Here is a 19799-nt window from a genome sequence, read left to right as displayed (position 1 = left end):
CTATGCCTGCAGCCTTTTTGAGTGTTGATCCGTGAGTGATTTGAGTCATATCCGCAATTTCTCCATCATCGCCCACATTGACCATGGCAAGTCGACTCTGGCCGATCGCTTCATCCAGATGTGCGGCGGCCTGGCCGAGCGCGAAATGGAAGCCCAGGTACTGGACTCCATGGACCTTGAGCGTGAACGCGGGATCACCATCAAGGCTCACAGCGTTACCCTCTATTACACTGCCCGTGACGGTATCAAGTACCAGTTGAACTTCATTGACACCCCCGGCCACGTTGACTTCACCTATGAAGTCAGCCGGTCGCTGGCGGCCTGTGAAGGTGCCTTGCTGGTGGTCGATGCCGGTCAGGGTGTCGAGGCGCAATCGGTTGCCAACTGCTACACGGCGATCGAGCAGGGCCTGGAAGTGATGCCGGTCCTGAACAAGATCGACCTGCCACAGGCCGATCCGGACCGCGTAAAAGAAGAAATCGAAAAAATCATCGGCATCGATGCCACCGATGCGGTCGAGTGCAGTGCCAAGACCGGTCTGGGCGTCGATGAAGTGCTCGAACGTCTGGTACACACCATTCCTGCGCCGACCGGCAATATCGAGGATCCGCTGCAGGCGTTGATCATCGACTCCTGGTTCGACAATTATCTGGGCGTTGTTTCCCTGGTTCGCGTACGCCACGGCCGCGTGAAAAAGGGCGACAAGATTCTGGTGAAGTCCACCGGCAAGATCCACCTGGTCGACAGCGTCGGTGTGTTCAATCCGAAGCACACCGCTACCGTTGATCTGAAAGCCGGTGAAGTAGGTTTCATCATCGCCGGCATCAAGGACATTCATGGCGCGCCGGTAGGCGACACCCTGACCTTGAGCTCGACGCCGGACGTCGACGTGCTGCCAGGTTTCAAACGCATTCAGCCGCAGGTGTATGCCGGTCTGTTCCCGGTCAGCTCCGACGACTTCGAAGACTTCCGCGAAGCGCTGCAAAAGCTCACCCTGAACGACTCGTCGCTGCAATACACCCCGGAAAGCTCGGACGCCCTGGGCTTCGGCTTCCGTTGCGGGTTCCTCGGCATGCTGCACATGGAGATCATCCAGGAGCGCCTGGAGCGCGAGTACGACCTGGACCTGATTACCACGGCGCCGACGGTTATTTTCGAGCTGTTGCTGAAAACCGGTGAAACGATTTACGTCGACAACCCGTCCAAGCTACCGGACCTGTCGTCTATTGAAGACATGCGCGAGCCAATCGTTCGGGCAAATATTCTTGTGCCGCAGGAGCACCTGGGTAACGTCATTACCCTGTGTATCGAGAAGCGTGGCATTCAACACGATATGCTGTTCCTCGGTAGCCAGGTCCAGGTGACCTACGATTTGCCGATGAACGAAGTGGTCCTGGACTTCTTCGATCGTCTGAAATCCACCAGTCGCGGCTATGCTTCGCTGGATTACCATTTCGATCGTTATCAATCAGCTAATCTGGTGAAGCTGGATGTATTGATCAACAGTGAAAAAGTCGACGCCCTGGCGTTGATCGTGCACCGTGACAACGCGCACTACAAAGGTCGTGCGTTGACCGAGAAGATGAAAGAACTGATTCCGCGGCAGATGTTCGACGTGGCAATCCAGGCCGCCATTGGCGGGCAGATTGTGGCGCGGACAACCGTCAAGGCACTCAGAAAGAACGTATTGGCCAAATGCTACGGTGGTGACGTTAGCCGTAAGCGCAAGCTGTTGGAAAAGCAGAAGGCCGGTAAAAAACGCATGAAGCAGGTCGGCAACGTGGAAATTCCACAAGAAGCCTTCCTCGCTGTGCTCAGGTTGGATAGTTAGGTCCTATGTCACTAAATTTCCCGCTGTTGCTGGTCATCGCCGTTTTAGTTTGCGGTCTGTTGGCGTTGCTCGATCTGATCTTTCTGGCGCCGCGTCGGCGTGCCGCCATCAGCTCTTATCAGGGCAGCGTCGGCGAGCCGGACATGATGGTGGTCGAGAGACTGAACAAAGAACCGATGCTGGTCGAATACGGCAAATCGTTCTTTCCGGTGCTGTTCATCGTGCTGGTCTTGCGTTCGTTCCTGGTGGAGCCGTTCCAGATTCCGTCTGGTTCGATGAAGCCGACCCTGGACGTTGGCGACTTCATTCTGGTGAACAAGTTTTCTTACGGGATCCGCTTGCCGGTGCTCGATACGAAAGTCATCCAGGTCGGTGATCCGCAGCGCGGCGATGTGATGGTGTTCCGCTACCCAAGCGACCCGAACGTCAACTACATCAAGCGTGTAGTGGGCCTGCCGGGTGATCAGATTCGTTACACCGCCGACAAGCGTCTGTTCGTCAACGGTGAGTCGATTGCAGAGCAGTTGGTCGGCTCCGAGCCGGGTACGTTGGGCAGTGCCGAGCTCTACAAGGAAAAACTCGGCGCCGCCGAGCACCTGATCCGCAAGGAAATGAGCCGCTACCGTGCAACCCCGGACCATCAATGGACCGTGCCTGCCGGGCACTACTTCATGATGGGCGACAACCGCGACAACTCCAACGACAGTCGCTACTGGGATGATCCAAGTATTCCCAAGGATCTGCTGGGCATGGTTCCCGACAAGAATATCGTCGGCAAGGCCTTCGCAGTCTGGATGAGCTGGCCGGAACCCAAACTCAGTCACCTGCCGAATTTCTCGCGGGTTGGCCTGATCAAGTAATCACCCACGGCGCTGTTGAACACAGCGCCGAATGCATTTCTGGAGCCTGCAGAAGGTTGCCGCAGATGCATGAAGCCAACGATATTCAGGATGTAATTTTTGAACACAGCGTTAATTGTCCAAGAGCCTAGCAGCGTTGCTGTGATGGATGCCGACCACGAACTCAGCGTGGGTAAACCGTGAGCGTCTCTTTAAGCCGTCTCGAGCGTCAGCTCGGTTATACCTTCAAGGACCAGGAACTGATGGTTCTGGCCCTGACGCATCGCAGCTTTGCCGGGCGTAACAACGAACGCCTGGAATTCCTCGGTGATGCCATCCTCAACTTCGTTGCTGGTGAGGCGCTGTTTGACCGCTTTCCGCTGGCTCGCGAAGGCCAGCTGTCGCGTTTGCGCGCACGCCTGGTCAAGGGTGAAACGCTGGCGGTGTTGGCGCGTGGTTTCGACCTGGGCGAGTACCTGCGCCTGGGGTCCGGTGAGTTGAAGAGTGGCGGTTTCCGCCGTGAATCGATCCTCGCCGATGCCCTCGAAGCGCTGATCGGTGCGATCTATCTGGATGCCGGCATGGACATGGCGCGCGAACGCGTGCTGGCCTGGCTGACGTCCGAGTTCGACAGCCTGACGCTGGTCGATACCAACAAAGATCCAAAGACCCGCCTGCAAGAGTTCTTGCAGTCGCGTGCCTGTGAACTGCCGCGTTACGAAGTGGTGGATATCCAGGGTGAGCCGCATTGCCGGACGTTCTTCGTCGAATGCGAAATCACCTTACTGAACGAAAAAAGCCGAGGTCAGGGTGTGAGTCGTCGTATTGCCGAACAGGTAGCGGCCGCTGCAGCACTGATTGCCCTGGGCGTGGAGAATGGCCATGACTGATTCAACTGCAACTCGCTGTGGCTATGTCGCCATCGTTGGCCGTCCGAACGTGGGCAAATCCACGCTGCTGAACCACATTCTGGGTCAGAAGCTGGCAATCACCTCGCGCAAGCCGCAAACCACCCGTCACAACATGCTCGGGATCAAGACCGAAGGCGCCGTGCAGGCGATCTACGTCGACACCCCCGGCATGCACAAAGGTGGCGAGAAAGCCCTCAACCGCTACATGAACAAGACCGCTTCGGCCGCGTTGAAAGACGTTGACGTGGTGATCTTCGTGGTTGACCGCACCAAGTGGACCGAAGAAGACCAGATGGTGCTCGAGCGCGTTCAGTACGTGACGGGGCCGTTGATCGTGGCGCTGAACAAGACCGATCGCATCGAAGACAAAGCCGAACTGATGCCGCACCTGAGCTGGTTGCAGGAGCAGTTGCCGAACGCGCAGATCATTCCGATTTCAGCTCAGCACGGGCATAACCTCGACGCGCTGGAGCGGGTGATCGCCGATCACCTGCCGGAAAACGATCACTTCTTCCCGGAAGACCAGATCACCGACCGCAGCAGCCGCTTCCTCGCCGCCGAACTGGTACGCGAGAAAATCATGCGCCAGATGGGCGCTGAGCTGCCGTACCAGATCACCGTGGAAATCGAAGAATTCAAGCAGCAGGGGAAAACCCTGCACATCCATGCGTTGATCCTCGTCGAACGTGACGGTCAGAAGAAAATCATCATTGGCGACAAGGGCGAGCGGATCAAGCGCATCGGCACCGAAGCGCGCAAGGACATGGAGCTGCTGTTCGACTCCAAGATCATGCTCAACCTTTGGGTCAAAGTGAAAGGTGGCTGGTCCGACGACGAACGCGCCCTGCGTTCGCTGGGTTACGGCGACCTGTAATCAGGATCGGCACAAGGTTCAAGGCCTTGTGCTGGCCTTTGTGGCGAGGGAGCTTGCTCCCGCTGGGTCGCAAAGCGGCCCCAAAACCATTTTCCCCGGTGTGCCTGACTCTCCGCGGCTGCTTGATGTCGGGGCTGCTTCGCAGCCCAGCGGGAGCAAGCTCCCTCGCCACAGTTGATCTCCTCTGAGATTTGGACTCTGATGTCGACCACCGCGCCAACCGGCCAACCCGCCTACGTGCTCCATAGCCGCGCCTACCGCGAAAACAGCGCGTTGGTGGATTTCCTCACGCCGCAAGGTCGGCTGCGGGCGGTGTTGCGCAGTGCGCGGGGTAAGGCCGGAACGCTGGCACGGCCATTCGTGCCGCTGGAAGTCGAGTTCCGTGGTCGGGGCGAACTGAAGAACGTCGGACGCATGGAAAGCGCCGGCGTCTCCACCTGGCTCAATGGTGAGGCGCTGTTCAGCGGCCTTTACCTCAATGAACTGCTGATCCGCCTGCTGCCGTCCGAAGACCCCCATCCTGCGGTATTCGATCATTACGCCGCGACCTTGCTGGCCCTTGCCGAAGGGCGTCCGCTGGAGCCCTTGTTGCGCTCGTTCGAATGGCGACTGCTCGATGACCTGGGTTACGGCTTTGCACTGAACGCGGATATCCATGGCGAACCTGTCGCGCCTGATGGCCTGTATCGCTTGCAGGTCGATGCGGGTCTGGAGCGGGTCTACTTGTTGCAGCCCGGTCTGTTCAACGGTACCGAACTGTTGGCCATGGCCGACGCTGACTGGAGCGCGCCGGGTGCCTTGTCCGCCGCCAAACGCTTGATGCGTCAGGCGTTGGCCGTTCACCTGGGCGGTCGCCCGCTGGTGAGTCGCGAGTTGTTTCGAAAGCCATAAGCCTGACGTGTATGCTGTGCACCGAACTTTCTCTTCTTCTGGAGCGCTTCCGTGACCACCAGCAATCGCATTCTTCTTGGCGTGAACATCGACCACGTTGCCACCCTGCGTCAGGCCCGGGGTACGCGTTACCCTGACCCTGTGAAAGCAGCGCTGGACGCGGAAGAGGCGGGCGCTGACGGCATCACCGTGCATCTGCGTGAAGACCGCCGGCACATTCAAGAGCGCGACGTGCTGTTGCTCAAGGACGTGCTGCAAACTCGCATGAACTTCGAGATGGGCGTCACCGAGGAAATGATGGCATTCGCCGAACGCATTCGTCCGGCGCACATTTGCCTGGTCCCGGAAACCCGTCAGGAACTGACCACCGAAGGCGGTCTGGATGTGGCGGGGCAGGAAGCGCGGATCAAGGCGGCGGTGGATCGTCTGGCGAAAATCGGCTGCGAAGTGTCGCTGTTCATCGACGCCGACGAGCGTCAGATCGAAGCCTCGAAGCGCGTTGGCGCACCGGCCATCGAATTGCACACCGGCCGTTATGCGGACGCCGAGACGCCGACTGCGGTGGCTGAAGAGCTGAAGCGTGTGGCGGATGGCGTGGCGTTTGGCCTGACGCAAGGCCTGATCGTCAACGCCGGTCATGGTCTGCACTACCACAACGTCGAAGCGGTCGCGGCGATCCAAGGCATCAACGAACTGAACATCGGCCACGCGCTGGTGGCTCATGCACTGTTCGTCGGGTTCAAGTCGGCTGTATCGGAGATGAAAGCGCTGATCCTCGCCGCGGCTGCAAAAGCCTGACGCTCAACCCCATACCCGTAGGAGCAAGGCTTGCCCGCGATGCAGGCGCCGCGGTCCGCCAGAATCACCTCGGTGATGCTATCGCGGGCAAGCCTTGCTCCTACGGGAGGAGGGGGGTGCCTAGAGCGGTGGGTTTTCTTCGGGCGGTTTGGTCTTGTCGATGCCCGGCACATGCAGGTTGCCTTGGGCGACCTGGTCACCCTCAAGCTGCGGCTGCGTGACCCACGTCAGGATGTCGTAGTAGCGCCGGATGTTCGCCACAAAATGCACCGGCTCACCGCCCCGGGCGTAGCCATAGCGGGTTTTGCTGTACCACTGTTTCTGCGACAGGCGCGGCAGGATCTTTTTCACGTCCAGCCACTTGTCCGGATTCAGCCCTTCCTTGGCCGCCAGTTTGCGGGCGTCATCCAGGTGGCCGCTGCCGACGTTGTAGGCCGCCAGCGCAAACCATGTGCGATCCGGCTCCTGGATCGAGTCGTCCAGTTGATCCTTCATGTAAGCCAGGTACTTCGCGCCGCCCATGATGCTTTGCCTGGCGTCCAGGCGATTGGATACGCCCATGGCCTGTGCGGTGTTCTGGGTCAGCATCATCAGGCCGCGAACACCGGTTTTCGAGGTGACCGCCGGTTGCCACAGCGATTCCTGATAACCGATTGCGGCGAGCAGTCGCCAGTCGACTTTCTCTTCCTTGGCCGAGGCCTTGAAGTGCTTTTCGTACTTGGGCAGCCGTTGCTGCAAGTGCTGGGCGAAGGTGTAGGCGCCCATGTAGCCGAGTACATCGACATGCCCGTAATAGCGGTCTTTCAGCCGTTGCAGCATGCCGTTCTTCTGCGCCTTGTCGAGAAAGTCGTTGATCTCGTTGAGCAGGCTGTTGTCATCACCGGCGGCCACCGCCCAACTCTGGTTGCTGGCGTCGCCCAGGTCGAAGGCGACCCGCGCGTTAGTGAAGTAGACCTGGTTCATCGCGACTTCGTTGGAGTCGACCAGTGTCAGATCGATCTGACCTTCATCAACCATGCGCAGCAGGTCAACGACCTCAACCGCGTCGGACTCTTCGTATTGAATGCCGGGGTATTTCTTTTTCAGCGCCGCCAGTTGGTCGGCGTGGGTGCTGCCCTTGAGCACCATGATTGTCTTGCCGACCAGATCCGCCGCATTAGTAGGTCGCGATTGACCGTTGCGGTAGATGATCTGTGGGGTGACTTCCAGATACGAGTGGGAAAACCTGACCTGGGCCTTGCGTTTCTCGCTGCTGACCAGGCCGGCAGCAGCCAGCACCGGGCCGCCAGGTTTGCCTAACTGACCGTACAGGTCGTCGAGGTTGTCTGCGGTTTCGATCTTGAGTGTCACCCCCAGATCGTCGGCGAAGCGCTTCACCAGCTCGTATTCGAAGCCGGTTTCACCGTTGCGATCCTGAAAGTAGGTGGCGGGGCTGTTGCGGGTAACCACACGCAGCACGCCATCCTCCTTTACGCGCTCCAGTGTGTTGGGTTTATCAACACAGCCACTGAGCATCAGGAAGAGTCCGGTTGCGATGAGCCATTTGGCGAATCGCGGACGCAAAGCCGTTGGGGAAAACATCTGCGCAGTATACGCAAAGGACCACGGCCGCCATATCTCGACAGCAAAGGGCTTGTCTGCTAGAGCGTGCAAAACCCGGCGCAAGCCCGCAAGTACAGGCGCTCAGGCCGGAATGTGACAAGCAAAATAACCCCCGGCGTGCACCTTGAAGAGCATGGGTTGCCGGATTTGAGCCCCAGGCCGACGTTCGGACAATACCGGGTGTAGCGTTTCGGGTGCTGTCGCGGGCGGTTTAGGCTAGAATGCACGGCCTCAAAGCACACCCCCTTCCGAGGCTGTCCCGAAGATGTTGATCCTGCGCGGCGCTCCTGCCCTTTCTGCCTTTCGCCACAGCAAACTCCTTGAGCAACTGAGCCAAAAGGTTCCGGCTGTCAGTGGCTTGTATGCTGAATTCGCTCACTTCGCCGAAGTCACCGGCGTCCTGACCGGCGACGAACAGCAGGTGCTAGCGCGCCTTCTGAAGTACGGTCCTAGTGTTCCGGTACAAGAGCCGGCCGGCCGTCTGTTCCTGGTGTTGCCACGTTTCGGCACCATCTCGCCCTGGTCGAGCAAGGCCAGCGATATTGCCCGCAACTGTGGCCTGGCGAAAATCCAGCGCCTGGAGCGCGGTATCGCTTTCTACGTGACCGGTGAGTTCGCCGACGCACAAGCACAGCTTATTGCTGATGCACTGCACGACCGCATGACCCAGATCGTGCTGGAAAACCTCGAGCAGGCTGCCGGCCTGTTCAGTCACTCCGAACCGAAGCCGCTGACGGCAATCGACGTTCTGGGTGGCGGTCGCGCCGCACTGGAAACCGCTAACGTCGAGCTGGGCCTGGCCCTGGCGGAAGACGAGATCGACTACCTGGTCAACGCCTTTATTGGCTTGAAGCGCAACCCGCACGACATCGAACTGATGATGTTCGCCCAGGCGAACTCCGAGCACTGCCGTCACAAGATCTTCAACGCCAGTTGGGACATCGACGGCGAGAGCCAGGAAAAAAGCCTGTTCGGCATGATCAAGAACACCTACGTGATGCACAGCGAAGGCGTTCTGTCGGCATACAAGGACAACGCTTCGGTGATCGTCGGCTCTGTCGCCGGTCGTTTCTTCCCGGACCCTGAGACCCGCCAGTACGGCGCGGTGCAGGAACCGGTGCACATCCTGATGAAAGTCGAGACGCACAACCACCCGACCGCGATTGCCCCGTTCCCGGGCGCATCCACCGGTTCCGGTGGCGAGATCCGCGACGAAGGCGCGACCGGTCGCGGCGCCAAGCCAAAGGCTGGCCTGACCGGTTTCACCGTATCCAACCTGCAAATCCCGGGCTTCGAACAGCCGTGGGAAGTGCCGTACGGCAAACCCGAGCGCATTGTCACCGCGCTGGACATCATGATCGAAGGCCCATTGGGCGGCGCTGCATTCAACAACGAATTCGGCCGTCCGGCGCTGACCGGTTACTTCCGAACCTTCGAACAATCCATCACCACCCCGCGTGGCGATGAAGTGCGCGGTTACCACAAGCCAATCATGTTGGCCGGCGGCATGGGCAACATCCGTGAGGAACACGTCAAGAAAGGCGAAATCCTCGTGGGCTCCAAGCTGATCGTACTCGGCGGCCCGGCGATGCTGATCGGTCTGGGTGGCGGTGCAGCTTCCTCCATGGCCACCGGCACCAGCTCGGCCGACCTGGATTTTGCTTCGGTACAGCGCGAAAACCCGGAAATGGAACGCCGTTGCCAGGAAGTCATCGACCGTTGCTGGCAGTTGGGTGAACACAACCCTATCAGCTTCATCCACGACGTCGGCGCGGGCGGCCTGTCCAACGCCTTCCCGGAACTGGTCAACGATGGCGACCGTGGCGGCCGCTTCGAACTGCGCAATATTCCAAACGACGAGCCGGGCATGGCCCCGCACGAAATCTGGAGTAACGAATCCCAGGAACGCTACGTTCTGGCGGTCGGCCCGGCTGACTTCGAACGCTTCAAGGCGATCTGCGAACGTGAGCGTTGCCCGTTCGCCGTTGTCGGCGAAGCGACTGCCGAGCCGCAACTGACCGTGACCGACAGCCACTTCGGCAACAGCCCTGTGGATATGCCGCTCGAAGTGCTGCTGGGTAAAGCCCCGCGCATGCACCGTTCGGCCGTTCGTGAAGCCGAACTGGGCGACGATTTCGATCCGTCGACGCTGGCCATTGCCGACTGCGTCGAGCGCGTTCTGCATCACCCGGCCGTGGCCAGCAAGAGCTTCCTGATCACCATTGGCGACCGCACCATCACCGGCCTCGTGGCCCGTGATCAGATGGTCGGCCCGTGGCAGGTTCCAGTGGCTGACGTTGCCGTCACCGCTACCAGCTTTGACGTTTACACCGGTGAAGCCATGGCCATGGGCGAGCGCACTCCGCTGGCCCTGCTGGATGCTCCGGCGTCGGGCCGCATGGCCATCGGCGAAACCCTGACCAACGTCGCGGCCTCGCGCATCGGCAAGATCTCCGACATCAAACTGTCGGCGAACTGGATGTCGGCTGCCGGTCACCCGGGCGAAGATGCGCGTCTGTACGACACCGTCAAAGCGGTCGGCATGGAACTGTGCCCGGAACTGGGCATTACCATTCCGGTGGGCAAGGACTCGATGTCCATGGCCACGCGCTGGAATGACGAAGGCGTCGACAAGACCGTGACTTCGCCAATGTCCCTGATCGTGACCGGTTTCGCGCCAGTGACTGACATCCGTCAGACCCTGACCCCGCAACTGCGCATGGACAAGGGCACCACCGACCTGATCCTGATCGACCTGGGCCGTGGCCAGAACCGCATGGGCGCCTCGATCCTCGCGCAGGTTCACGGCAAGCTCGGCAAGCAGGCACCGGACGTCGATGACGCCGAAGACCTGAAAGCCTTCTTCGCGGTGATCCAGGGCCTCAACGCCGACGGTCACCTGCTGGCTTACCACGACCGTTCCGACGGTGGTCTGCTGACCAGCGTGGTGGAAATGGCCTTTGCCGGCCACTGCGGCCTGAGCCTGAACCTCGACGGCCTGGCGGAAACCTCGGCCGACATCGCCGCGATCCTGTTCAACGAAGAACTGGGTGCGGTGATCCAGGTTCGTCAGGACTCCACGCCGGACATCCTTGCGCAGTTCAGCGCGGCTGGCCTGGGCGACTGTGTGTCGGTGATCGGTCAGCCGATGAACAACAGCGAAATCAGCATCACCTTCAACGGCGACACCGTGTTCGAAGGTCAGCGTGGTCTGCTGCAACGTCAGTGGGCTGAAACCAGCTACCAGATCCAGCGTTTGCGTGACAACGCCGACTGCGCCGAGCAAGAGTTCGACGTGCTGCTGGAAGAAGACAACCCTGGCTTGAGCGCCAAGCTGAGCTACGACGTGAACCAGGACGTCGCCGCGCCTTACATCAAGAAAGGCATTCGCCCACAGGTTGCCGTACTGCGTGAGCAGGGCGTCAATGGTCAGGTGGAAATGGCCGCAGCGTTCGACCGCGCCGGTTTCAGCGCGATCGACGTGCACATGAGCGACATTCTGGCGGGCCGTGTCGACCTGAACGAGTTCAAAGGTCTGGTGGCGTGCGGTGGCTTCTCCTACGGTGACGTACTGGGTGCCGGTGAAGGCTGGGCGAAATCGGCGCTGTTCAACAGCCGTGCTCGCGATGCGTTCCAGGGCTTCTTCGAACGTACCGACAGCTTCACCCTCGGCGTGTGCAACGGTTGCCAGATGATGTCCAACCTGCATGAGCTGATCCCGGGCAGCGAGTTCTGGCCGCACTTCGTGCGCAACCGTTCCGAGCAGTTCGAAGCGCGTGTGGCGATGGTTCAGGTTCAGGAATCGAACTCGATCTTCCTGCAGGGCATGGCCGGTTCGCGTATGCCGATCGCCATCGCTCACGGTGAAGGTCATGCCGAATTCGCCAGCGAAGAAGCGTTGCTGCAAGCCGATCTGTCGGGATGCGTGGCGATGCGTTTCGTCGACAACCACGGCAAGGTCACTGAACGCTACCCGGCCAACCCGAACGGTTCGCCGCGCGGGATTACCGGTTTGACCAGCCGCGACGGTCGCGTGACCATCATGATGCCGCACCCGGAGCGGGTGTTCCGCGCCGTGCAGAACTCGTGGCGCTCGGAAGAGTGGAACGAAGACGCGCCGTGGATGCGTATGTTCCGTAACGCTCGTGTGTGGGTGAACTAAGCGCTGTGTACAAGCTCAGTTTTTTTGTTCCTCAGAGCCATGTTGAGGTGGTCAAGGGTGCTGTGTTCGCTGCCGGTGGTGGGCGGATCGGTGCTTATGACCACTGTTCGTGGCAGGTGCTTGGTTTGGGTCAGTTTCGGCCTTTGGACGGTAGTCAGCCGTTTATTGGTCAGGCGGGGCTGGTCGAGCAGGTTGAGGAATGGAAGGTTGAGCTGGTGGTCAGCGATGAGTTGATTGGTGCTGTGGTGGCGGCTCTGAAGCAGAGTCATCCCTATGAGACGCCGGCTTACGAGGTGTGGCGGTTGGAGGATTTCTGATCTTCCTGCCGTTGAATTGAGAAACCCGCAGAACCGTTATTGGTTCTGCGGGTTTTTTATGGCGAGGCGGCCTGACAGCCGACCTGTCTCTGACAGATGTACATATCCATTCCTGCGGTAACGGCCACTTAGGGTTTCGCCCTGACGGCGACTCACTTTTTTTACAAGCGCCTAAAAAAAGTAAGCAAAAAAACGCTCGCCCCAAGCGTACGGCACCTCGCCTAGGCTCGGCGTCCCCTCACTCCGGTGTCCATCAGGGGGCATCGCCTACGGTCTGCTGCGCGACGACCTCCTCTCGATGTGTCCGGCTGCGCCGTACGGCGCTGCGCGCCCACCCCCTGATGAACACCTCCACTCGGCCTTCCGATAGGGGCGGGTGGATCAAGATCAAAAGCAACAGCACGGCGGCCTGACAGCCGGCCTGAGTGGTTGGATGCTGCGCGTGGGAATGGCACTTGTGTAATGCCTGTAGGAGTAGAGTCGAATTCGACGACAGCATCACGGGCAACGCAGAAATCTCTGACAAGTCTTTAAGGTTGCCCCTCGGAAGCACGGCCTCTAGCCTTTGATCGTCGCTGACAATTCAGCGACAGGGTGTGAGAACCCAGGAAATTCAGTAGGCGCAAAGCGCTAGCTCTACCATAATCGTCGCCGACGTTTTTCGTCTGCGCCATGCATTATGGCGGCTGTGTGCGGGCAGACTTAGGTCTGGCTGGGTGCCTACGACCGGTATTCTCACCCCGTTCACAGCTGCCACCTCTTCGCTGAGTGAGACCGGCAAGTCGTGGCTCCCACTACCGTAGGAGCTCCACCATGATCAAAGAAACTCCCAACCCTCCCGAACACGACGACGTCTCCCCCTACGAATCCCTCGATTCAAAAAAACTCCACGACGCCGCGCACCGCGCCCTCGATCACTACCTGAAACCCACCCTCGCCAAACTGCGCTTCAGCGACCTGCGCTCAGACCGCTTGTTCAGCGTTGCCCCCGACGTGGGCCTTGAAAGCCTGTTGGCCAATGCCTCGGAAGATCTGGCGTCGGTCAAGGTCATGGCCGCCGACCTGGCATTCGAGATCGAGGGTTCGCGCCGCAGTGTGGCGCTGGCGATTTGCCGGATGGTCGATGGCGCTTTGTTGTTGGTGGACAAGGCGCTGGATGACTACAACCCGTCGGAGTCGGACCAGTTTTACGTCAAGGAATAGCGGCGCAGCAGGTCATTCATGCGCCACAAAACGAAAAAACCGCTGAGCCGGAAACGGTCAGCGGTTTTTTTGTTGGGCGGGGAACGTCGAGGTTCGGATGTACTTTGTGGCGAGGGAGCTTGCTCCCGCTGGAGTGCGGAGCACTCCCAAAACCGGGCAACCCATATTTCCAGAAACAACGCTTAGCCGGTTTTACGACTGCTTCGCAGCCGAGCGGGAGCAAGCTCCCTCGCCACAGGTATCGGGGTGTTTGAGGACTATGGGCGGATTTCGATCATCGTGCCGTCTTTGACGAGGCCCCAGACTTCGCGCATATCGACGTTGCGCATGCCAATGCAGCCGTCGGTCCAGTCCAGGGTGTGGAACAGCTCTTCAGGGTTTTCTTCAGTGTCCGGGGTGCCGTGAATCATGATCATGCCACCGGGCTGCACACCTTCGCGGCGCGAACGGACGGAGTCGCTGATGTTCGGGTAGGAAATGTGCATGGCCAGGTTGAAGCGGTCGCTGACCTTACGCCAGTCCAGCCAATACAAGCCTTCTGGCGTGCGCCGATCACCCTCCATCAACTTTGGACCCTTGGGGTTTTTGCCCAGCGAGATGCGATAGGTTCGCAGTGGCTTGCCATCATTGATCAGTTGCAACTGATGGGCAGATTTGAGCACCAACACTTTTTCTATGGTTTTGCCGTCCAGGGTTTCCGTGGTGGAGGCCTGGGAAACAACAACGAACGACAGGCAGAAGAACGCAAGCAACCAGCGCATTAAAACGATATCCCTGAGAGTACGGCGTACTTTTATAGTTTAAGTGATCGCAGGCTGAGCAAGCGGAGGAATTGATTCGCAACGCACAGGAAAATGTTCTACCCGGCGGTCAGCGAAGAAGCATTCTAGGGTACGGCCGACTGTGCGGAAAGCCAGCTCCGACCACGGGATGTCAGCTTCTTCGAAAAGCCTCACTTCCAGGCTTTCTTCGCCCGCGGCAAAGTCCAGGTCCACCAGCTCTGCGCGAAAGAACACATGCACCTGGCTGATGTGCGGCACATCGATCAGTGTATAGATGTTCAGGTTGCGCACCCGTGCACAGGCTTCTTCGGCGGTTTCGCGAATGGCCGCCTGTTCGATGGTTTCACCGTTTTCCATGAAGCCGGCCGGCAAGGTCCAGTAACCGCGGCGCGGCTCAATGGCGCGCCGGCATAACAGTACCTGAGTACCCCAGGTTGGCAGGCAGCCGGCGACAATATTCGGATTCTGATAATGGATGGTCTGGCACTGGTCGCAGACGTACCGCAGGCGCGAGTCGCCTTCGGGAATGCGTTGGGTGACCGGGTTACCGCACTGGCTGCAGAATTTCATGCTGGGCTTCCGAAAATGCTGCGCCTATCTTGGCGTGCGGCGGTGTCTGTCGGCAAGTTGTCGTTTAGCGACATGCCACGGTTCAGGGGTTGGGCGGTCGATGTGTTTGGTGCATGATGCAAGACAGTGAACAAGTCGAGATCACTCATGCTGGACGAGCTACTGCATCGGGTAAGCAACCACACGCCGCGCACGCTGGAATCCGATCTGCGTTTTCCGGAGGCCGCGGTCCTGGTGCCTATCACCCGCAGTGATGAGCCGGAGCTGGTTCTGACCCTGCGTGCCAGCGGGCTCTCGACCCACGGCGGTGAAGTGGCCTTCCCCGGCGGGCGACGCGATCCGGAAGACCCGGACCTGATTTTCACCGCGTTGCGCGAAGCGGAAGAAGAAATCGGCTTGCCACCGGGTCTGGTGGAAGTCATCGGCCCGCTGAGCCCGTTGATCTCCCTGCACGGGATCAAGGTCACGCCTTATGTCGGGGTGATTCCGGACTTCGTCGAATACCGGGCCAACGATGCCGAAATTGCCGCAGTGTTCAGCGTACCGCTGGAGTTCTTCCGCAAGGACCCGCGTGAACACACGCACCGCATCGATTATCAGGGCCGCAGTTGGTATGTACCGAGCTACCGTTTCGGCGAATACAAGATCTGGGGCCTGACCGCGATCATGATCGTCGAACTGATCAACCTGCTCTATGACGCGCAGATCAGCCTGCATCAACCGCCGAAAAGCTTTATCAATATTTGAAGCCATCGCGCGTATGGCGTGAACCCTGTTTTGCAAGTGAGCCTGCCTGGCCTTGAGGACAATAAGATGAAATACCGCCTGGGCGACGCCCGCGTCGAAACCCACCCGCAAAGCTGGGTCGCACCCAACGCCGTGCTGGTGGGCAAGGTCAAACTGGAAGAGGGCGCCAATGTCTGGTTCAACGCGGTGTTGCGCGGTGACAACGAGCTGATCCTGATCGGCAAGAACAGCAACGTCCAGGACGGCACGGTGATGCACACCGACATGGGCTACCCCTTGACCATTGGTACCGGCGTGACCATCGGCCACAACGCGATGCTGCACGGTTGCACGGTAGGCGATTACAGCCTGATCGGCATCAACGCGGTGATTCTCAACGGCGCGAAAATCGGCAAGAACTGCATCATCGGCGCCAACTCGCTGATCGGCGAAGGCAAGGAAATCCCTGACGGTTCGCTGGTCATGGGCTCGCCGGGCAAAGTAGTGCGTGAACTGACCGAGCCGCAGAAGAAAATGCTCGAAGCCAGCGCGGCCCACTATGTGCATAACTCGCAGCGCTATGCCCGCGATCTGGTCGAGCAGGAACAATGAACGACACCGAAAAACCCGTACGCTCGCCGTGCGTGAACATTTGCGCACTGGATGAGGACGATATCTGCACTGGCTGCCAACGCACGGTGGAGGAGATTACCCGCTGGAGCCGCATGGACAACGACGAACGCCGCAAGGTGCTGGGGTTGTGCCATGAAAGGGCCAAGTCGAGTGGGTTGCTTTGGATGTTGCCTTCCAAGTCCAATTCCTGAGTCCGGGGCTTTTGTGGCGAGGGGGCTTGCCCCCGCTCGGTTGCGCAGCAGCCGTAAAATCAGTAAATGCGGTGTGCCTGACAGAGCGCGGTTGCAAGTATTTGCGCCGCTTCGCAACGCAACGGGGGCAAGCCCCCTCGCCACAGGTGATGTGTACGCCTCATGTACTGAACTTGGCCGAGTTCTTTGCCTGAAGTACCCTGTGCACAAAATTGACAGGTATCCCCGCGCACCATGCTCTTCCTGATCGCTTACATCAGCAGCGTCGTGCTGATTAACTACGCCTTTTCCACTGCCCCGCACCTGGACATCATCTGGTCAGCCTGGGGTGGCCTGGTATTTGTGCTGCGCGACATGGTGCAAACCCGTTTCGGTCACGGCGCGCTGGCCGCGATGCTGGCGGCGCTGGTGCTGTCCTACATCACCTCCGATCCGTCCATTGCCCTGGCCAGCGCCATTGCCTTCGCTGTTTCGGAGTGCATTGACTGGCTGGTATTCAGCATCACCAAGCGCCCGTTGCACGACCGTCTGTGGATAAGTTCGGCGCTGAGCATTCCACTGGATACCTTCATTTTCTTCGGCATGATCGATGCCCTGACGCCGGGCGTGATCCTCACCGCCCTGGGCTCGAAATTCGCCGGCGTGACCATCGTCTGGCTGGCCATGGCCTGGCGTTTGCGCAAGAACGCGCTGGCAAGCTGAGCCAAAACCTCAGGTTCATGTAAAATGCCGCGCTTTCTCCCTAAGGGATGCGCGCCTGGCGCCGCATCCCTCGATGATCCGCTCCTTTGAGGACCTGAGATGACCCGTATCGGAACTCCATTGTCGCCAACCGCGACCCGCGTTTTGCTGTGTGGCTGTGGTGAGTTGGGCAAGGAAGTGGTGATCGAGCTGCAACGCCTGGGCGTTGAAGTGATTGCCGTGGATCGCTACGCCAACGCGCCGGCGATGCAGGTGGCGCATCGCAGCCACGTGATCAACATGCTCGACGGCGCCGCCCTGCGTGCAGTGATCGAAGCCGAGAAGCCGCACTTCATCGTGCCGGAAATCGAAGCCATCGCCACCGCCACGTTGGTTGAACTGGAAGCTGAAGGCTTCACCGTGATCCCGACCGCTCGCGCCGCGCAGTTGACCATGAACCGTGAAGGCATTCGTCGTCTGGCCGCTGAAGAGCTGGACCTGCCGACCTCGCCGTACCACTTCGCCGATACCTTCGAAGACTACCGCAAGGCGGTCGACGACCTGGGCTTCCCGTGCGTGGTCAAGCCGGTCATGAGCTCCTCGGGCAAGGGCCAGAGCCTGCTGCGCAGCGTCGATGACGTGCAGAAAGCCTGGGATTACGCGCAGGAAGGCGGTCGTGCCGGTAAAGGTCGGGTGATCATCGAAGGCTTCATCGACTTCGACTACGAAATCACCTTGCTCACTGTTCGTCACGTGGGTGGCACCACGTTCTGTGCGCCGGTCGGCCATCGTCAGGAGAAGGGCGACTACCAGGAATCCTGGCAGCCGCAAGCCATGAGCCCGGTTGCGCTGGCGGAATCCGAGCGCGTGGCCAAAGCCGTGACCGAAGCCCTGGGTGGCCGTGGTCTGTTTGGCGTTGAGCTGTTCATCAAGGGTGATCAAGTCTGGTTCAGCGAAGTCTCGCCGCGTCCGCACGACACCGGTCTGGTGACCCTGATTTCTCAGGACCTGTCACAGTTCGCCTTGCATGCACGGGCGATTCTCGGCTTGCCGATCCCGTTGATCCGTCAGTTCGGCCCATCGGCGTCGGCAGTGATTCTGGTGGAAGGGCAGTCGACCCAGACCGCTTTCGCCAACCTGGGTGCTGCACTGGCCGAGCCGGATACGGCACTGCGTCTGTTTGGCAAGCCGGAAGTCAACGGTCAGCGCCGCATGGGCGTTGCCCTGGCTCGTGACGAGTCGATCGAAGCCGCCCGCGCCAAAGCGACCCGCGCCTCCCAGGCCGTCGTTGTAGAGCTCTAAAAGCATCGCGGGCAAGCCTTGCTCCTACAGGATTGGGTCAATGCACAATGGTGTGTTCGACATGTATCCGTAGGAGCAAGGCTTGCCCGCGATGACGATCTATCAGGCAACCTGATTCAGGTCGTTATGCCGCGTCTCTTTCAGGCACAGCACCGCGATCAGGCTGATCACCGCTGCGGCTGACACATACCCGCCGACCCAACTCAAGCCGCCCATCGCCACCAGCTTCTGCGCGAAAAACGGTGCAGCCGAAGCGCCAACAATGCCGCCCAGGTTGTAGGCCGCCGACGCGCCGGTATAACGCACACGGGTGGGGAACAGCTCTGGCAGCAGCGCGCCCATCGGGGCGAACGTCACGCCCATCAAGAACAGCTCGATGCACAGGAACAGCGCCACGCCCCAGGTCGTGCCGTGGGTCAGCAGCGGTTCCATGGTGAAGCCCGAGATAATCGCCAGCACGCCACCGATGATCAGCACCGGTTTGCGCCCGAAACGGTCACTGGCCCAGGCCGACAGTGGTGTGGCTGCAGCCATGAACAGCACGGCGAAGCACAGCAGGCCGAGAAAGGTTTCGCGGCTGTAACCCAGGGTCAAAACACCGTAACTCAGGGAAAACACCGTCGAGATGTAAAACAGCGCGTAGCAGACCACCATCGCCGCCGCACCCAACAGCATCGGTGCCCAGTATTGGCTGAACAGCTCGACCAGCGGGATCTTCACCCGTTCCTGGCGTGCTATCGCGTTGGCGAAGACCGGTGTTTCATGCAGTTTCAGGCGCACATAGAGGCCGACCATCACCAGCACGGCGCTGAGCAGGAACGGAATCCGCCAGCCCCAGGAGCGGAACTGCTCGTCGTTCAGGGTCATCGCCAGGGTCAGGAACAGCCCGTTAGCTGCGAGAAAACCGATAGAAGGGCCGAGTTGCGGGAACATGCCGAACCAGGCGCGTTTGCCCTTTGGCGCGTTTTCAGTGGCAAGCAAGGCTGCACCGCCCCATTCGCCGCCCAGTCCAAGGCCCTGGCCGAAGCGCAACACGCAGAGCAGGATCGGTGCCCAGGCGCCAATGCTCTCGTAACCCGGCAGCACGCCGATCAGCGTGGTGCAGACGCCCATCAGCAGCAGGGACGCGACCAGGGTGGATTTGCGTCCGATGCGGTCGCCGAAGTGGCCGAACAGCGCCGAGCCCAAAGGGCGGGCCAGGAACGCGATACCGAAGGTCAGGAAGGCCGAGAGCATCTGGGCGGTGCCGGAGGTCTGCGGAAAGAACACCGGGCCGATCACCAGCGCGGCGGCGGTGGCGTAGACGTAGAAGTCGTAGAACTCGATGGCGGTGCCAATGAAGCTGGCCGTTGCGACTCGCGTGGTGGAGTTCGTCGGTTGGGCAGGCGCAGCGTCGCTGTAAGTGGTGCTGGTCGTCATGCGGTAATCCCTGACAGTCATGTGCTCCGGTGGAGCGAATTATTATGGTCGAACACCCAGGGATGTG

At 59.9% G+C, this 19799-nt stretch carries 18 protein-coding genes; 14 read left to right on the top strand and 4 right to left on the bottom strand.

Going from position 1 to position 19799, the window contains the following annotated elements; translation table 11 throughout:
- The first annotated feature begins 31 nt into the window (after positions 1 to 31).
- The 6 genes from lepA to pdxJ all read left to right on the top strand — a co-directional run bounded on the left by lepA (position 32) and on the right by pdxJ (position 6144).
- A complete protein-coding gene (lepA, locus tag HK44_RS09640; protein WP_019691995.1) occupies positions 32 to 1831 on the top strand; it encodes a translation elongation factor 4 in 1800 nt (599 codons plus the stop codon).
- A gap of 5 nt (positions 1832 to 1836) precedes the next feature.
- The gene (lepB, locus tag HK44_RS09635; RefSeq protein ID WP_019691996.1) at positions 1837 to 2691 is read left to right on the top strand and encodes a signal peptidase I; all 855 of its coding nucleotides are present in this window, start codon (positions 1837 to 1839) and stop codon (positions 2689 to 2691) included.
- Positions 2692 to 2870: 179 nt separating this feature from the next.
- A complete protein-coding gene (gene rnc, locus HK44_RS09630; RefSeq protein ID WP_019691997.1) occupies positions 2871 to 3560 on the top strand; it encodes a ribonuclease III in 690 nt (229 codons plus the stop codon).
- A complete protein-coding gene (gene era, locus HK44_RS09625) occupies positions 3553 to 4455 on the top strand; it encodes a GTPase Era (RefSeq protein WP_019691998.1) in 903 nt (300 codons plus the stop codon). Before rnc ends, era begins: the two co-directional genes overlap by 8 nt.
- A gap of 201 nt (positions 4456 to 4656) precedes the next feature.
- On the top strand, positions 4657 to 5346 hold the full coding sequence (gene recO, locus HK44_RS09620; RefSeq protein WP_019691999.1) for a DNA repair protein RecO: 690 nt from the start codon (positions 4657 to 4659) through the stop codon (positions 5344 to 5346).
- 51 nt (positions 5347 to 5397) lie between these two features.
- On the top strand, positions 5398 to 6144 hold the full coding sequence (pdxJ, locus tag HK44_RS09615) for a pyridoxine 5'-phosphate synthase (RefSeq protein WP_019692000.1): 747 nt from the start codon (positions 5398 to 5400) through the stop codon (positions 6142 to 6144).
- A gap of 120 nt (positions 6145 to 6264) precedes the next feature.
- Here pdxJ and mltF read toward each other — a convergent pair whose 3' ends face one another.
- On the bottom strand, positions 6265 to 7725 hold the full coding sequence (gene mltF, locus HK44_RS09610; protein ID WP_019692001.1) for a membrane-bound lytic murein transglycosylase MltF: 1461 nt from the start codon (positions 7723 to 7725) through the stop codon (positions 6265 to 6267).
- Positions 7726 to 8011: 286 nt separating this feature from the next.
- Here mltF and purL point away from each other — a divergent pair, with 286 nt between their 5' ends.
- From purL to HK44_RS09595, 3 genes are all read left to right on the top strand, one after another.
- Entirely contained in the window at positions 8012 to 11908 is a 3897-nt protein-coding gene (gene purL / locus HK44_RS09605) for a phosphoribosylformylglycinamidine synthase (RefSeq protein WP_019692002.1), read from the top strand.
- 5 nt (positions 11909 to 11913) lie between these two features.
- Entirely contained in the window at positions 11914 to 12225 is a 312-nt protein-coding gene (locus HK44_RS09600) for a YqfO family protein (RefSeq protein ID WP_019692003.1), read from the top strand.
- An 813-nt stretch (positions 12226 to 13038) separates the two neighbouring features.
- Positions 13039 to 13428: a DUF6124 family protein gene (locus HK44_RS09595; RefSeq protein ID WP_019691374.1), complete on the top strand. Its 390-nt coding sequence runs from the start codon at positions 13039 to 13041 to the stop codon at positions 13426 to 13428.
- Positions 13429 to 13685: 257 nt separating this feature from the next.
- Here the strand turns inward: HK44_RS09595 and HK44_RS09590 are convergent, their stop codons facing one another.
- Positions 13686 to 14189: a L,D-transpeptidase family protein gene (locus HK44_RS09590; RefSeq protein WP_019692005.1), complete on the bottom strand. Its 504-nt coding sequence runs from the start codon at positions 14187 to 14189 to the stop codon at positions 13686 to 13688.
- Positions 14190 to 14228: 39 nt separating this feature from the next.
- Positions 14229 to 14780 (bottom strand): NUDIX hydrolase, encoded by a 552-nt coding sequence (locus HK44_RS09585; protein WP_019692006.1) that lies wholly within the window; start codon positions 14778 to 14780, stop codon positions 14229 to 14231.
- A 147-nt stretch (positions 14781 to 14927) separates the two neighbouring features.
- On the opposite strand from HK44_RS09585, the gene HK44_RS09580 reads away from it, so the two are divergent.
- The 5 genes from HK44_RS09580 (at position 14928) to purT (ending at position 18313) form a co-directional block, all read left to right on the top strand.
- On the top strand, positions 14928 to 15527 hold the full coding sequence (locus HK44_RS09580) for a CoA pyrophosphatase (protein WP_019692007.1): 600 nt from the start codon (positions 14928 to 14930) through the stop codon (positions 15525 to 15527).
- Positions 15528 to 15593: 66 nt separating this feature from the next.
- Positions 15594 to 16118, top strand: coding sequence for a gamma carbonic anhydrase family protein (locus HK44_RS09575; RefSeq protein WP_007936184.1), 525 nt, complete (start codon positions 15594 to 15596; stop codon positions 16116 to 16118).
- Complete coding sequence (locus tag HK44_RS09570) at positions 16115 to 16330, top strand: DUF1289 domain-containing protein (RefSeq protein ID WP_019692008.1); 216 nt, start codon at positions 16115 to 16117, stop codon at positions 16328 to 16330. Before HK44_RS09575 ends, HK44_RS09570 begins: the two co-directional genes overlap by 4 nt.
- A 234-nt stretch (positions 16331 to 16564) precedes the next feature.
- A complete protein-coding gene (locus HK44_RS09565; RefSeq protein WP_019692009.1) occupies positions 16565 to 17032 on the top strand; it encodes a VUT family protein in 468 nt (155 codons plus the stop codon).
- A 99-nt stretch (positions 17033 to 17131) separates the two neighbouring features.
- Positions 17132 to 18313 carry a formate-dependent phosphoribosylglycinamide formyltransferase gene (gene purT, locus HK44_RS09560; RefSeq protein ID WP_019692010.1) on the top strand — a complete coding sequence of 394 codons (1182 nt, stop codon included), beginning with the start codon at positions 17132 to 17134 and terminating at the stop codon, positions 18311 to 18313.
- 102 nt (positions 18314 to 18415) lie between these two features.
- Here the strand turns inward: purT and HK44_RS09555 are convergent, their stop codons facing one another.
- Positions 18416 to 19732, bottom strand: a complete 1317-nt coding sequence (locus HK44_RS09555) for an MFS transporter (protein ID WP_019692011.1) — start codon at positions 19730 to 19732, stop codon at positions 18416 to 18418.
- Between the last annotated feature and the right edge of the window lie 67 nt (positions 19733 to 19799).

The organism is Pseudomonas fluorescens HK44 (genome assembly GCF_000217955.3).
Taxonomy (GTDB): Bacteria; Pseudomonadota; Gammaproteobacteria; order Pseudomonadales; family Pseudomonadaceae; genus Aquipseudomonas; species Aquipseudomonas fluorescens_AQ.
This window is presented reverse-complemented; position numbering and strand designations above follow the sequence as displayed.

Coding starts and splice junctions, on each gene's coding strand:
- lepB (WP_019691996.1), top strand. CDS start 1,837: ATGTCACTAAATTTCCCGCTGTTGCTGGTCATCGCCGTTTTAGTTTGC.
- era (WP_019691998.1), top strand. CDS start 3,553: ATGACTGATTCAACTGCAACTCGCTGTGGCTATGTCGCCATCGTTGGC.
- recO (WP_019691999.1), top strand. CDS start 4,657: ATGTCGACCACCGCGCCAACCGGCCAACCCGCCTACGTGCTCCATAGC.
- mltF (WP_019692001.1), bottom strand. CDS start 7,725: ATGTTTTCCCCAACGGCTTTGCGTCCGCGATTCGCCAAATGGCTCATC.
- purL (WP_019692002.1), top strand. CDS start 8,012: ATGTTGATCCTGCGCGGCGCTCCTGCCCTTTCTGCCTTTCGCCACAGC.
- HK44_RS09595 (WP_019691374.1), top strand. CDS start 13,039: ATGATCAAAGAAACTCCCAACCCTCCCGAACACGACGACGTCTCCCCC.
- HK44_RS09590 (WP_019692005.1), bottom strand. CDS start 14,189: ATGCGCTGGTTGCTTGCGTTCTTCTGCCTGTCGTTCGTTGTTGTTTCC.
- HK44_RS09585 (WP_019692006.1), bottom strand. CDS start 14,780: ATGAAATTCTGCAGCCAGTGCGGTAACCCGGTCACCCAACGCATTCCC.
- HK44_RS09580 (WP_019692007.1), top strand. CDS start 14,928: ATGCTGGACGAGCTACTGCATCGGGTAAGCAACCACACGCCGCGCACG.
- HK44_RS09575 (WP_007936184.1), top strand. CDS start 15,594: ATGAAATACCGCCTGGGCGACGCCCGCGTCGAAACCCACCCGCAAAGC.
- HK44_RS09570 (WP_019692008.1), top strand. CDS start 16,115: ATGAACGACACCGAAAAACCCGTACGCTCGCCGTGCGTGAACATTTGC.
- HK44_RS09565 (WP_019692009.1), top strand. CDS start 16,565: ATGCTCTTCCTGATCGCTTACATCAGCAGCGTCGTGCTGATTAACTAC.
- purT (WP_019692010.1), top strand. CDS start 17,132: ATGACCCGTATCGGAACTCCATTGTCGCCAACCGCGACCCGCGTTTTG.
- HK44_RS09555 (WP_019692011.1), bottom strand. CDS start 19,732: ATGACGACCAGCACCACTTACAGCGACGCTGCGCCTGCCCAACCGACG.